Source organism: Nonomuraea sp. LPB2021202275-12-8 (assembly GCF_037044575.1).
In the GTDB taxonomy this organism is placed as follows: Bacteria; Actinomycetota; Actinomycetes; order Streptosporangiales; family Streptosporangiaceae; genus Nonomuraea.
In genome coordinates, this window is the sequence record NZ_JBAHWD010000003.1 from 42,815 (window position 1) to 56,872 (window position 14,058).

The 14,058-nt window shown below is 70.8% G+C and carries 10 protein-coding genes and 1 pseudogene; 3 read left to right on the top strand and 8 right to left on the bottom strand.

The window, feature by feature from the left end; genetic code table 11:
* The first annotated feature begins 127 nt into the window (after window positions 1-127).
* Together V5E28_RS06530 and V5E28_RS06535 are read left to right on the top strand one after the other, a co-directional pair.
* A complete protein-coding gene (locus V5E28_RS06530) occupies window positions 128-3,079 on the top strand; it encodes an SNF2-related protein (RefSeq protein ID WP_336205471.1) in 2,952 nt (983 codons plus the stop codon).
* A gap of 2 nt (window positions 3,080-3,081) precedes the next feature.
* On the top strand, window positions 3,082-3,867 hold the full coding sequence (locus V5E28_RS06535; protein ID WP_336205472.1) for an SWIM zinc finger family protein: 786 nt from the start codon (window positions 3,082-3,084) through the stop codon (window positions 3,865-3,867).
* Here the strand turns inward: V5E28_RS06535 and V5E28_RS06540 are convergent.
* From V5E28_RS06540 to ctaD, 8 genes are all read right to left on the bottom strand, one after another.
* A complete protein-coding gene (locus V5E28_RS06540; protein ID WP_336205473.1) occupies window positions 3,864-4,802 on the bottom strand; it encodes a diacylglycerol/lipid kinase family protein in 939 nt (312 codons plus the stop codon). The two genes, V5E28_RS06535 and V5E28_RS06540, sit on opposite strands and share 4 nt — an antisense overlap.
* 97 nt (window positions 4,803-4,899) lie before the next feature.
* Window positions 4,900-7,557, bottom strand: coding sequence for an immune inhibitor A domain-containing protein (locus V5E28_RS06545; RefSeq protein WP_336205474.1), 2,658 nt, complete (start codon window positions 7,555-7,557; stop codon window positions 4,900-4,902).
* Window positions 7,558-7,770: 213 nt separating this feature from the next.
* Window positions 7,771-8,112 (bottom strand): fumarate reductase subunit FrdD, encoded by a 342-nt coding sequence (gene frdD, locus V5E28_RS06550; RefSeq protein WP_336205475.1) that lies wholly within the window; start codon window positions 8,110-8,112, stop codon window positions 7,771-7,773.
* Window positions 8,109-8,537 carry a hypothetical protein gene (locus V5E28_RS06555; protein WP_336205477.1) on the bottom strand — a complete coding sequence of 143 codons (429 nt, stop codon included), beginning with the start codon at window positions 8,535-8,537 and terminating at the stop codon, window positions 8,109-8,111. Before V5E28_RS06555 ends, frdD begins: the two co-directional genes overlap by 4 nt.
* Window positions 8,534-9,268: a succinate dehydrogenase iron-sulfur subunit gene (gene sdhB, locus V5E28_RS06560; RefSeq protein ID WP_336205478.1), complete on the bottom strand. Its 735-nt coding sequence runs from the start codon at window positions 9,266-9,268 to the stop codon at window positions 8,534-8,536. Before sdhB ends, V5E28_RS06555 begins: the two co-directional genes overlap by 4 nt.
* Window positions 9,261-10,994, bottom strand: coding sequence for a fumarate reductase (quinol) flavoprotein subunit (gene frdA, locus V5E28_RS06565; protein ID WP_336205479.1), 1,734 nt, complete (start codon window positions 10,992-10,994; stop codon window positions 9,261-9,263). The genes sdhB and frdA overlap by 8 nt, the downstream gene beginning before the upstream one ends.
* A 5-nt stretch (window positions 10,995-10,999) precedes the next feature.
* Complete coding sequence (locus V5E28_RS06570; protein WP_336205480.1) at window positions 11,000-11,233, bottom strand: hypothetical protein; 234 nt, start codon at window positions 11,231-11,233, stop codon at window positions 11,000-11,002.
* Between the two features lie 79 nt (window positions 11,234-11,312).
* Window positions 11,313-12,980, bottom strand: a complete 1,668-nt coding sequence (ctaD, locus tag V5E28_RS06575) for an aa3-type cytochrome oxidase subunit I (RefSeq protein WP_442945780.1) — start codon at window positions 12,978-12,980, stop codon at window positions 11,313-11,315.
* A gap of 179 nt (window positions 12,981-13,159) precedes the next feature.
* Here ctaD and V5E28_RS06580 point away from each other — a divergent pair.
* Window positions 13,160-13,989: pseudogene (locus V5E28_RS06580) on the top strand (TIGR03619 family F420-dependent LLM class oxidoreductase).
* Window positions 13,990-14,058: the final 69 nt, after the last annotated feature.

The window sequence follows — 14,058 nt, forward strand, 5'->3', positions numbered from 1 at the left end:
CATGTCCGACTGGCTCTCCAGCAACCGCCGGAAGATCGGCGAACGCGCCTCTGCCCGAGTCCGTACCCCACTGGACCTAACCTCCGAAGTGGCCCGGCCCTGCGGGCGCGGCGGGTAACCTGCCGGGATGCTGGTCGTACACGGGGTCTGGACAGGCGACGGGCTCGCGTTCTGGGCGGAGGACGCCGCCGTCGGTCCCCGCCCGGCGGCGGGATCGAGCCCCCGCCCGCACCCCTTCGCCGCACCGCCGGACACCCTGGCCGGCGCCCTCTCGCGCGACACGTCCGCCGGCCCGGCGCGCACGCTGGAGTTGCTGCTGCCCGGCTCCGCGAAGGAGCCGCTGCCCTCCCCCGAGACCGGTCGGCTGGCCGCGATCACCCGCCCCTCCCTGCGACTGTGGCTGGTCCAGGCGCTGGTCCCGCCCGTCACCGAGGCGCTGCGCCTGGTGGACGAGCACGCCGCCAGCGCCACCGTGCGCCACTGGGCCGCCGTCGCCGGCTTCGCCCGCGATCTCGTACGGCGCGGCCGCGTCATCCCCCAGCTCGTCCCCGCCGGGCCCCGCGCGGGCCGGCCGCCCGAGGCATGGGCCCCGCCGGAGGCCGACGCCCGGGCGGTGTGGCAGCCGGTTCTCACCGGCGCGGACGCGGCGTACTTCAGGGAGCTGGCCCTGGCCATGCCGCCCGCCTGCCGCGCCTGGCGCGCGGAGCGGCCGTCCGGCGAGGTGCTGGGCGAGGCCCTGGAGGTGTTCGCCGACGCGCTGGTCAGGGCCGCGCTGGACGAGCCGCTCGTCAGGCGGCCGGGGACGCCGCGGGAGCGGTGGCTGGCCGCCCTCACCGGGCCGGACGGCGCCTGCCAGGACGTGCCGGAGCTGCGCGAGGAGCTGTCGTCCTGGCGGGCGTCCGTCCTCGCCGCCGACGGGGCGGCCCGGGTCTGCTTCCGGCTGGCCGAACCCGCCGACGCCGACGCCGACGTCTGGCGGGTGGAGCTGGCGTTGCAGGCGGCCGACGATCCGAGCCTGTACGTGCCCGCCGCCCAGGTGTGGGGCGGCGAGCCGGTGGCCGGGCTGCCGCGGCGGCCCGAGCGGGAGCTGCTCGCCGGGCTGGGCCGGGCGGTGCGGCTCTATCCCGAGCTCGATCGCGCGTTGCGGGTCGCCGAGCCGAGCGAGCTGACGCTCGACACCCAGGGGGCGTTCGGGTTCCTGCGCCAGGCGGCGCCGCTGCTGCAGGCGGCGGGCTTCGGCGTGCAGCTCCCCAGGTGGGCGGGACGCACCCGGCTGGGGCTGAAGCTGACCACCCGCGCCAGGACGCAGAGCGCGGCCACCGGCCAGGGGTTCGGGCTGCGGGAGCTGGTCGACTTCAAGGTGGAGCTGGCCGTCGGCGAGGAGACGATCAGCGAGGCGGAGCTGGCCGAGCTGGCCAGGCTCAAGGTGCCGCTGGTGCGGGTCCGCGGGCAGTGGGTGGAGCTGGACGAGCGCCAGCTCGCGGCGGCGTTGAAGGCCGTCGAGGGCGCGCGGGCCGGGCAGGCGCCGGCGGCCGACATCCTGCGCCAGGTGGTGCAGGGCGACGACGACGTGCTGCCGCTGCTGGAGATCGACGCCGACGGGCTGCTGGGCGACCTGCTGTCGGGGCAGGCTGAGCGGCGGCTGCGGCCGATCGGCACGCCCACCGGGCTGGACGCGACGCTGCGGCCCTATCAGGAGCGGGGCCTGGCGTGGCTGAGCTTCCTGTCGGAGCTGGGGCTCGGCGGGGTCCTCGCCGACGACATGGGCCTGGGCAAGACGGTCACCACGCTGGCGCTGCTCGTGCACGAGCGGGCGGACACCCCCACGCTGCTGGTGTGCCCCATGTCGCTGGTGGGCAACTGGCAGCGGGAGGCGGCCAGGTTCGCGCCGGAGCTGCGCGTCCACGTCCACCATGGCAGCGGGCGGGACGTCGGCGAGATCGGCGGCGCCGACCTGGTGATCACCACCTACGGGACCGCCCAGCGGGATCTGGAGGCGCTGCGCGGGCTGCGGTGGCGGCGCGTGGTGTGCGACGAGGCGCAGGCGATCAAGAACAGCTCCACCCTGCAGGCCCAGGCCGTCAGGGCCATCCCGGCGGGCACCCGGCTGGCCCTGACCGGCACGCCGGTGGAGAACCATCTCGCCGAGCTGTGGTCGATCATGGAGTTCGCCAATCCGGGGCTGCTCGGCCCGCGGGCCAGGTTCAGGACGCGGTTTCAGGAGCCGATCGAGGCCCGGCAGGACGAGCAGGCCGCGCACGCGCTGCGGCGGGCGACCGGACCGTTCGTGCTGCGCCGGCTCAAGACCGACACCTCCATCATCTCCGACCTGCCGGAGAAGCTGGAGGTCAAGGAGTGGTGCACGCTGACGCCCGAGCAGGCGTCGCTTTACCAGGCGGTCGTGGACGACATGCTGGCCAAGATCGACGACAGTGAGGGGATCGAGCGGCGCGGCCTGGTGCTCAGCGCGATGGCCAGGCTGAAGCAGGTCTGCAACCATCCCGCGCACCTGCTCAAGGACGGCTCCCTGCTGTCGGGCAGGTCGGGCAAGCTGAGCCGGCTGGAGCAGCTCGCGGAGGAGATCGTGGCCGAGGGCGAGAAGGCGCTGGTGTTCACGCAGTATTCCGAGTTCGGCACGATGCTCCAGCCCTATCTGGCACAGCGGCTGGAGCGGCCGGTGCTGTGGCTGCACGGCGGCCTGCCGAAGAAGACCCGCGACCGGCTCGTGGACCGCTTCCAGCACGACGACGAGCCGATGCTGTTCCTGCTGTCGCTCAAGGCGGCGGGCGTGGGGCTGAACCTGACGGCCGCGAACCACGTCATCCACGTCGACCGCTGGTGGAACCCGGCCGTCGAGGACCAGGCGACCGACCGGGCCTTCCGCATCGGCCAGCGCAAGAACGTCCAGGTGCGCAAGCTGATCTGCGCCGGCACGCTGGAGGAACGGGTGGACGAGATGATCGAGCGCAAGAAGGCGCTCGCCGAGCGCGTGGTCGGCGCCGGCGAGGACTGGCTGACGGACCTGTCCACCGGGGAGCTGCGCGAGGTGTTCCGCCTGACCGCCGAGGCGGTGAGCTGATCATGCCGATCGGGAAGGACGGCTGGTTCAACGCCGGCGAGCCCATCAGGGTCGAGGGCGGGATCCGGGCCCGCACGCAGCGCGGCTCGATCGGCTCCACGTGGTGGTCCAGGCGCTTCATCGACATCCTGGAGCGGATCTGCGACAAGGGCCGGCTGGCTCGTGGCCGCCGCTATGCCCGGGCCGGCCAGGTCCTGTCCATCGACCTGTCGCCCGGCCTGGCCGCCGCGTCCGTGCAGGGCTCGCGGCCCAGGCCGTACGAGGTCACGATCGCGGTCGAGGCGTACGGCGAGGAGCGCTGGGCGGCGATCGAGGAGGCGATCGCCGCCCAGGCCGTTCACCGGGCCAAGCTGCTGGCCGGGGAGATGCCGACGGAGATCGAGGAGCTGTTCGCCGCGGTCGGCGCCGACCTGTTCCCCCGCGACCTGGACATGGCGTGCTCGTGCCCGGACTGGGGATGGCCCTGCAAGCACGTGTCGGCGGTGCTCTACCTGCTGGCCGAGTCGTTCGACGACGACCCGTTCCTGGTGCTCGCCTGGCGCGGCCGCACCCGCGAGCAGCTCCTCGGCGCCCTGGCCGACGACCCGGCGGGCGCGGAGTCGCTGGAGGTGGCGGACGTGCCCTTCGCCGACCGGCTGGCGGACTTCTACGCCCCGGCCAGCACCGCCCACCCGCCCGAACGCCGCCGGACCGCCGCCGCGCCGGATCTCCTCCCGCGCGTGTTCCCCCCGCCGCCGGACGTGACGCGTCCGCTCCGGGCGGCCTACAGCCGGCTCTCCGACGCCTAGCGGTCCTCGAAGCCGGCGGGCACCATCACGCGCACCCCGTTGGGCACCACCCGGAGCCGGATCGGCGTGCGGAGGCGCACTTCTCCGTCGACGTCGGCGGCCATCGGCGGGTCGGTCTCCAGCAGCATCTCGCGGCCGATCACGAACGGCCCGCCCGCCAGGCTGCGCCAGCGGCCGGTGGTGGCCCGTGCCAGCGTCTCGACGAGCAGCCTCAGCTTCTTGCCCGACCCGAGCTGGTAGGCGACGAGCAGACCGTCGTCGATGCTGATGTCGCGCGCCACCTGCCAGCCGCCGTGGAACCGGCCGTTGGCGATGTTGAGCTGGTGGGTGAGCAGCTCGTGGCGCTGCCCGTCGACGGTGATGAAGGCGCGGAACGGCGTGTGCCCCGGCAGCACGGTGAGCGCGGTCAGCGGGTAGGCGGGCCGGCCGAGCACCCGCTTGAGCCACGGCTTCACCTTGCCCGCCACCTCGACCGACACCCCGAAGCTGGCCAGGTTGGCGAACGGCCGGTCGTCGGCCATGCCGAGGTCGATGTCGGCCACCTTGCCGGTGTCGAACACCCTGATCGCGCCGGCCAGGTCGAGTGGCAGGCCGAGGCTGCGGGCGAAGTTGTTGGTGGTGCCGAGCGGCAGCACGCCGAGCGCCACGTCGCGGTGGGCGACGTGGCGCACGGCCGAGGAGAGGGTGCCGTCGCCGCCGCCGACGATCAGCAGGTCGGGCCCGGTGGCGAGCGCGGTGTCGAGCAGGTCGCGCAGGCGCTTGGGGTTGTAGACGCCGATCTCGGCCAGTGGCTCGTAGCCGAGGTTGTGCAGCTGCTCGATCACTTCGAAGTAGTGGCGGCGGCCTCGACGGGAGCGAGTGTTGATCACCACTGCCACCCGGCGGTCCTGGCGGATCGCCTCGGTGTGCTCAGCCTTGGTGCGCAATTCGCTCATGGTCGTCAATCGTAGGGGCAGTGACTGCCCCCCGCCTCCGGCCGCCTGACGCGACCGGAGGCGGGGCCGCCGGGACTCCACCCGGCGGCCCCTTCGGTCACTTCTTCGGCGGGACCACCTGGACGATGGCGCCCAGGTTGCCGGGAAGCGGGGTGACGAGCTTGAGCTGCACGCCCAGCGCCTTGCCCTCGTCACCGGGGTTGCCGGAGCCGAGGACGTGGCCGCCGCCGATGTCGGTTCCGTAGAACTCGGTGGCGGGGGTGCCGTCGAGGTTCACCACGCGGGTGCTGTAGGGCTGGTCGCCCTTGCTCGGGACCACTACCGAGGCGTCGAAGTCGCGGTAGAAGAGCCCGCCGTCCTGCACCTCGAGACCCGGGTACCAGGTCTTGGCGTCGGTGAAGGCGGACACGCCCTTGAGGCCCTTGACCTCGGTGCAGTACTCGCTGAACGGCTCGTCGGCGGCCTCCAGGCACTCCTTCAGCGGGTAGGTGCTCTTGAAGGAGAAGGCCGCGTTGGAGGTCTGCGTGCGGCCTTCCATGTTCTTGTGCCTGGTCGGGTCCTTGGCGGCCGCGTCGCCGGTGCGGCGCAGCGGGTCGTAGTGCGAGTCCACCAGCAGGAGGCTGCCCTTCGAGCCGATGCTCGGCGGTGCTTCGAGGTTGCCGGCCAGCGAGTTGTTGGTGTAGGTCGAGTCGCGGTACCAGACCAGCAGGCCGGGTGCGTTGTACTTGACCTTCTCCACCTTCCACGCGCCGTCACGCGAGTACGTGGTGTCGTAGGCGTACTGCAGGCCCTTGTCGAAGCCGTCGAAGTTGCGCCACTCGGCCAGGTAGAACCGGTCGATCTGGCGCTCGCCGTTGTTGATCGTCCAGCCCTGGCCGCTGGTGTTGGTGAACGTGCCACCGGTGGCCCGCCAGCCGTTCTCGCCGCCCTCGACGTCGTCGCTCCACACCGCGGCGCCGCCGTTGGTGAGCTCGAAGTCGTCGGCGTGCCAGCCGCGCGGGGTGAAGGCCGCGTCGGTGTTGTACGCCAGCCGCAGCTTGATCGACTGACCGGCGAACGGGGTCAGGTTGACGTAGTCGTGCCGCCAGCCGTCGGTGTTGCCGGTGATGCCGTACTTCTTGTTGCCGAACGTCTGGAGGTTCTTGTTCGGGTCCGGGTAGTCGTCCGGCGTGGTGATCTCGTTGCCGGCCTCGTCGAAGACCTTCTGCTGGGTCCACGTCTGGCCGCCGTCGGTGGACACCTCGACGAAGCCGAAGTCCCAGTCGGACTCGATCTCGTAGTTGTTCCACATCCAGAACCGCACGTCGGTCCCGGCGGGCACCGCCACGTCGCGGGCGAGCGAGACGTTGGCCCACTCCTGGTCCATGCCGGACCACCAGGCGTTCGCCCCGCTGTGCGGGTCGACCATCTGCAGCGGCGCGGACGCCAGGTTCACCCTGACGCCGTCCTGGGTGAACTTGGGCGTGCGCGACGCCTGGCCGACGGTGACCAGGCTCTGGCGGTCACCCGGGTTGAACACCTTGGGGTTGGCCCAGCCGAGCACCCACTTGTCCCACAGGCCCATGTGGGTGGGCATCGACTGGAAGATCGGGCCGGAGTGCGAGCCGCTCGACATCAGGTCCCAGAAGTCCACCGCGGAGCTGGCCTGGCCGGAGGTGTCGTAGAGGTCGGGCAGGCCCAGGTCGTGGCCGTACTCGTGGGCGAAGACGCCGACGCCGGAGTCCTCGGGCTGCACGATGTAGTTGGAGATCTTCTTGTCGGTGCCGGGAACCGTGTAGCCGCCGGCGACCGCGCTGGAGTGCGCCCAGATGGCGTAGGTGCCCTCGGCGCCGCCGTCGGAGGACTTGTCCTTGCCGGCGTGCACGAGCACGAGGTGGTCGATCACGCCGTCGGGCTCGGCGAAGTTGCCGTCACCGTCGGCGTCGGAGACGTCCTCGATGTCGTAGTCGGCCCAGGGGAAGCCGGGCTGGCTCTGCGCGAGCACGTCGACCGCGTCGATGGCGAGCTGGCCCGCGCCGAGCGGGTTGTCCGGGTGGCCGGACATGTCCTGCGGAGCGCCGCCGCAGGCCGCCGCGCCGTACCACGCCTCGGAGTGCGGGGCCTTGATCCAGCCGACGGCCGAGCCGGTGACGGAGTAGGCGCCCTTGGACATCTCCTCGTACATCTTCTTCAGCGTGGAGCCGGAGATGTCGATGCCGGGCTTGCCGTCGCGCGGGTCCTTCAGGTCGGGGCGGACCCGCTCGGTGATGCCCTTGTCGGTGTAGAGCATCTTGTTGAAGTGCTCGGGGCTGAAGTCCTTGACCCAGAAGGAGTTGTTGTCCTTGGCCGGCAGCGTGGCGGGGTCCGGGATCTTGTTGTGCAGGGGGCCGTTCAGCAGCGTGCCGGCGGGCTCGACGAAGCAGTCGTCCGGGGCGCTGTCGACGGTGCGCAGCCGGTTGAAGCCGGAGAAGTCGTCGTTCGCGCTCTCGTTGAACTCGACCAGCAGGGTCAGCAGCTTGGCCGTCTTGGTCTGCTTGGAGTTCTTGAAGATGAAGTCGGCGGGGTTGCGGCCCGTCTTGATGGCCTGGTTCTCGCGGGCCGCGAGCACGCGGGCGGCGGCCGGGTTACCGCTGCTGAACTTCTGGTCGATCTTCTGGGCGCGGGAGGCCGAGCGCTTGTTCTTGCCGGGCACGCCCGGGTCCTCGGGGGTGTCCTCGACCCTCGGGGGCGCGTAGTTGATGTAGTAGTCAGAGGCGCTCGGCTCGTAGTTCGCCACGGAGGACGCCTGTGCGCTGGGGACCGTCAGTGCGGCGCCAAGGAGGGCTACCGCCGGGATTGTGGCTAATAGGCGCTTTTTACTAGGCACCAGTAACCCCTTCTGCCCGGGATCGCCGGGCGCATGGCCATAGGGAGTTGCAATGCGGGACGGTAGACGGTTCTTAAAGAATCCGTAAAGTGGGTTGTTGAAATGTGACCAAACCACGACATTTCACAACAGCAGGACCACGGCTATGACGCCGCCTGCGACGGCTCCCCCGTAGCACAGCACCGCGACCGCCAAATCGAACCTGGCGATGCCCAGCAACTCCTCGCTGGTGAACCGGATCCGGTGCGCCGCGTGGAAGAGGCAGAGCACCACGACCACGACCAGCGCCAGCCGGACCACCAGCAGGTCGAGCAGCGCCCCCAGATGCTCGACCGTGGGCCAGTCGAGCACGCCGAGCGGCATGAGCACCCCGAACAGCAGCACCAGCACCGGCAGCAGCAACGCCGCGACCACTCCCCCGCCGCTGAACAGCAGCCACAGGTACGGCTCCGGGGTCCGCTTCATGGCGTCCTCAGGATGAAGTAGGCGATCACCGCGGAGACGAGCAGCCAGCCGGAGTGGTTGCCGCCCTGGATCATCCAGGCGGGCACCCGCCACCCGTCCAGCCGGACCACGGTGGCCTTCGGCGCGAGGTTGAGGAAGGTGACGGCGTGGAAGGCGGTCGCCGCCAGCGCCAGCACGTTGAGCGCGACCATCCAGGGCCGGGCGGCCAGCGCCATGAAGTCCTGGTACGTCCCGCCCACCAGCGAGTCGGCCAGCATGAGCAGGTACGCGATCGTCCAGGCCACGAAGACGCTGGTCAGCTCGCGCAGCACGAAGATGGTGTAGGTGCGGGTGCGGGCGAACCAGAGGTTGTCCCTGCGCGGCCGGTACGGCACGGGGCCGCCCGTGCCCGCAGGCGCCTCCTGGGCCCGCTCCGGGGCCGTCACCGCTTGCCCCACGGCAGCACCGAGCGCAGCGCGGCCGTCAGCTTGTAGCGCTGGATCGCCTCGGCCGGGTCCACGTGCTTGGGGCAGGCCCGCGTGCACTCGCCCACGAACGTGCACCCCCAGACGGCCTCCTCCAGGTTGAGCACGTCGAACCGGTCACCCATGTCCCGCGAGTCCAGGTTGTAGCGCTGCGCCAGCGCGATCGCCGCCGGTCCGAGGAAGTCCGGGTCGAGCACGTACACCGGGCAGGCGGAGTAGCAGAGCATGCAGTTGATGCACATGCTGTACTGCTTGTAGGCGTCGAGCTGGGCGGGCGTCTGGGCGTACTCCGTGGTCAGCGGCAGCTCCTCGCCCTCCCTGATCAGCCACGGCCGCACCGACGACAGCTTGGCCAGGAAGTCGTCGATGTCCACCACCAGGTCCCTGATCACCGGGAAGCCCTTGAGCGGCTCGATCCTGACCGGCCCCTCGCCGTACTCGGTGAGGAAGGTGCCGCAGGTCAGCCGGGGCTCGCCGTTGACGGTCATGCCGCACGAGCCGCAGATCCCCATCCGGCACGACCACCGGAACGACAGGCTGCCGTCGAGCCGGTCCTTGACGTACGCCAGGCCGTCGAGCACCGCCCAGTCGGTCATGAGCGGCACGTCGTACGCCTCGAACACCGGCTCGCCGTCCTGCCCCGGACGGTAGCGGGCGACCTCCAGCCGGATCGTCGCGTCGGCTTCAGTCACGGCCGTACACCCTTTCCCCCGGAGGCCAGCGGGTGATCGTCACGGGCAGCAGGCCGACCGACGGCGTGCCGTCGGGGGCCCGGTGCACCAGCGAGTGCGCCAGATAGGTGCCGTCGTCCCTGGCCGGGAAGTCGGTGCGCTGATGTGCGCCGCGCGACTCCTGCCTGGCATGCGCGCAGGCCACGATGGTCTGCGCGACGTCGAGCATGGTGTCCAGTTCCTGCAGGTTGATCAGCTCGGTGTTGAACGTCGTGCTGGGGTCGTCCATGCGCGCCTCCGCGGCCCGCTGGCGCAGGTCGGCGAGCGTGTCGGCGGCCTTGGCGAGCACGTCCGCGGTGCGGTAGATGCCCGCCGCGCCCTCCAGCGTGTGCTGCATCTCCTCGCGCAGGTCGGCGATCCGCGCCCCCTTGCCGCCGCCCTCGCGCGCCCGGTCCAGCCGCCGCCGCTCGTCGGCGCCCTGGCTCCGGACGGCGGCCGCCTCGCCGGCCCGGTGGCCGCGCGCGAACCCGGCGGCGGCGATGCCCGCCCGCCTGCCGAAGACGAGGATCTCCGGCAGCGAGTTGGAGCCGAGCCGGTTGGCGCCGTTGATGCTCACGCACGCCGTCTCGCCCGCGGCGAACAGCCCGGCGATCGGGGTGGCGCCGTCGAGGTCGGTGTGGACGCCGCCCATCATGTAGTGCACCACCGGCCGGACCGGGATGAGGTCGGTGGCCGGGTCGAGGTTCTGGTAGCTCCTGCACAGCTCGCGGACGAACGGGATGCGGTGGTCGATCTTCCCCGCACCCAGATGGCGCAGGTCCAGATAGACCACCGGACCGTACGGCGTGTCGACCGTGCGGCCCTTGTGCTGCTCGTGCACGAACGCCTGCGACAGGCGGTCGCGCGGGCCCAGCTCCATGCTGCGCAGCCTCGGCGTCGGGGTGGGCTCGCCGAGGTCGTAGTCCTGCAGGTAGCGGTAGCCGTCCTTGTTGATCAGCCAGCCGCCCTCCGCCCTGGCCGCCTCGGTGATGAGGATGCCGGTGAACGGCAGGCCGGTCGGGTGGTACTGGACGAACTCCATGTCCTTCAGCGGCGCGCCCGCCCGGTAGGCCAGGGCCATGCCGTCGCCGGTCTTGATCGCCGCGTTCGTGGTGAAGGGGAAGACCCTGCCGCAGCCGCCGGTGGCCAGGATGACGGTCCTGGCGGCGATCGCCTCGACGCGGCCGGTCCTGAGCTCCACGGCCACGACGCCGTGGACGCGGCCGTCGTCGACGATGAGCTTGGTGACGTACCACTCGTCATATCGGGTGATGTCCTGATATTTCAGGGTTGTTTGGAACAGGGTGTGCAGCAGGTGGAAGCCGGTCTTGTCCGCCGCGTACCAGGTGCGGACCCGCTTCATGCCGCCGAACGGCCGCACGGCGACGCGCCCGTCCGGCTCCCTGCTCCACGGGCAGCCCCAGTGTTCGAGCTGGATGAGCTCGCGGGGCGCCTCCGCCACGAAAGCCTCCACGGCGTCCTGGTCGCAGAGCCAGTCACCGCCCGAGATCGTGTCGTAGCAGTGCTCGTCGAGGGTATCGCCGACGCCGATCACGCCGGCCGCGCCGCCCTCGGCGGAGACCGTGTGGCTGCGCATCGGATAGACCTTCGACACCACCGCAACGGTGAGCGAGGGATCGGTCTCGGCGACCGCGATGGCCGCGCGCAGGCCCGCGCCGCCTCCCCCCACGATGAGCACGTCGAACATGAGCGTCAGCTCCCGCGGTCGGGCTCGATCGGGTCCTTCACCCGCTTGCCGTCATGGCGGACGGCCGACAGGTGGATACTGCCGTCGTGGTACTCGTGACGGATCCGGCGGCAACCGCAGTCGAAGAACTGGTCGCGGATCACCAGGCCGTATCCGTCGTCGTCGACGAGGCGTTCACCACCGGACTTCTTCCCGCAGGGGGCCGTCTCCGGGGTGAAGGGGGTCTTCGTGCCTGTCATCGCCGATCCCCTTAGATAGGCGAAACGTCACCTCCACAGAAGCACCGCGACCTTGTTCGTGAAAGGGCCCAGAGCCGGTTCAGTCGGATCTGTCTTCCGTCGACTCGTCCTCCGGCTTCTCATGGGGGTAGTGGAGGTCGAAGGCGGGCCGCTCGGACCGGATCGGCGGCATCGTCGTGAAGTTGTGCCGGGGCGGCGGGCACGAGGTCGCCCATTCGAGGGAGCCGCCGAACCCCCACGGGTCGTCGAGCGTGACCTTCGGCGCCCTCCTGGCCGTCTTGTAGACGTTCCAGAGGAACGGCAGGGTCGAGGCGGCGAGCAGGAACGCCCCCACGGAGGAGATCTGGTTGAGGGTGGTGAAGCCGTCGCCCGCGCTGTAGTCGGCGTAGCGGCGGGGCATGCCGAGCACGCCGAGCCAGTGCTGGATCAGGAAGGTGGTGTGGAAGCCGACGAACAGGGTCCAGAAGTGGACCTTGCCCAGGCGGTCGTCGAGCATCCGGCCGGTCATCTTCGGCCACCAGAAGTAGAACCCGGAGAACATGGCGAACACCACGGTGCCGAACACCACGTAGTGGAAGTGCGCCACCACGAAGTAGGTGTCGGTGACGTGGAAGTCCAGTGGCGGCGAACCGAGGATCACCCCGGTGAGGCCGCCCAGCAGGAACGTGATGAGGAACCCGATCGCGAACAGCATCGGCGTCTCGAAGCTGAGGTGGCCGCGCCACATGGTGCCGATCCAGTTGAAGAACTTCACGCCGGTGGGCACCGCGATGAGGAACGTCATGAACGAGAAGAACGGCAGCAGCACCTGCCCGGTGGGGAACATGTGGTGCGCCCACACGGTCATCGACAGCCCGGCGATGGCGATGGTCGCCCCGACCAGCCCCATGTAGCCGAAGATCGGCTTGCGGCTGAAGACCGGGATGACCTCGGTGATGATGCCGAAGAAAGGCAGCGCGATGATGTAGACCTCGGGGTGGCCGAAGAACCAGAAGAGGTGCTGCCACAGCATCGGGCCGCCGCCCTCGGCGTCGAAGACGTGGGTGCCGAACTTGCGGTCCGACTCCAGCGCCAGCAGCGCCGCCGCCAGCACCGGGAAGGCCATCAGCACGAGCATGCTGGTCAGCAGCACGTTCCAGGTGAACAGCGGCATCCTGAACATCGTCATGCCGGGGGCGCGCATGCCGATGATCGTGGTGATGAAGTTGACCGCGCCGAGGATCGTGCCGAGGCCGCTGAGCGCCAGGCCCATGATCCACAGGTCGCCGCCGATGCCCGGCGAGTAGGTGGCCGACGCCAGCGGCGTGTAGGCGAACCAGCCGAAGTCCGCCGCCCCGCCCGGCGTGAAGAAGCCGGACACCGCCATCAGCCCGCCGAACAGGAACAGCCAGTAGGCGACCGCGTTCAGCCTCGGGAAGGCCACATCGGGGGCGCCGATCTGCAGCGGCATGACCACGTTGGCGAACCCGGCGAACAGCGGCGTGGCGAACAGCAGCAGCATGATCGTGCCGTGCATGGTGAACAGCTGGTTGTACACGTCCTGCCCGACGAGCTGCATCCCCGGCTGCGTCAGCTCGGCCCGGATGATCACCGCCATGACCCCGGCCGCGAGGAAGAACCCGAACGAGGTGATCAGATACAGGTATCCGATGACCTTGTGGTCGGTGGTCGTCAGCCAGGACACGATCACGGTCCCGGTGCGGCGGCGCCTGACCCGCTCGATCGAGGTCTCACGAACAGTGGTCACGGCTGCTCCCTCCATGAGAGGTACGGCATGCCTCTATGCCCCCATTTCACGCCAACGATCGCCGCGCGGGAAGCCGTTCGGGAAGATTGCCCGGCAGGCATGTGCCGCCGACATGGCATCCATGCGAGATCGTCGCTGGTGCGCCGTCCGGACAGGGCCTAGTGTCGGCGGGCATGTCGATGACCATCGGACTGCACCTGCCGGCCGGCCCGGCCACGGCGGGCCCCCGAGGCTGCGCGCGGATCGCCGTGCTGGCCGAGGAACTCGGCTACGACTCGCTCTGGGCCCCGGACCACGTGGTGCTGCCGGATCCCCGGGTGGAGCCCTCACCGCTCGACCCGGGCGTCCCCATGCTCGACCCCGTGGTCTGCCTGACGTTCCTGGCCGCGCGTACCGAGCGGATCCTGCTGGCACCGGCTGCGTGGTGCTGCCGCAGCGCAACCCGCTCATCCTGGCCAAGCAGCTGGCCGGCGTGGACGTGCTGAGCGGCGGCAGGCTGGTGTTCGGCGCGGCGGCCGGCTATCTGGAGCCGGAGCTGCGCGCGCTGGGCGTCCCGCCCGCCGAGCGGGGGACCCGCACGGAGGAGTACCTGCTGGCCATCCGCTCCCTCTGGGAGGACGACCGGCCCGCCTTCCACGGCCGCCATGTGGACTTCGAGCAGGTGAACGCCTACCCCAGGCCGGTCCGCAGGCCGGTGCCGGTGGTGCTGGGCGGCAACTCGCGCGTGGCGCACCGGCGGGCCGCCGCGCTGGCCGACGGCTGGTACGGCTGGATGCTGGGCCTGCGCGCCACCGCCGAGCAGGTCGCGTCGGTGCGCGAGCACGCGGCGGCGGCCGGGCGTTCGCTGCACGTCTCGGTGACGCCCGCCCGCCGCCTCGATCCCGGCACCGTCCAGGCCTACGCCGACCTCGGGGTGGACCGGCTCATCGTGACGGCCGAACCGGGCCTGCCGATGGACGGGCTGGAACGCTTCGTCGAGCGGAACGCGCCGGGCCGGCTCCTCGGCTGAGGCGTCCGGTTGGCGCATCCGGTTCCTGTCCGAGGCCCCGAGTCTTCTATCCTTCGTATCCGACCCGAT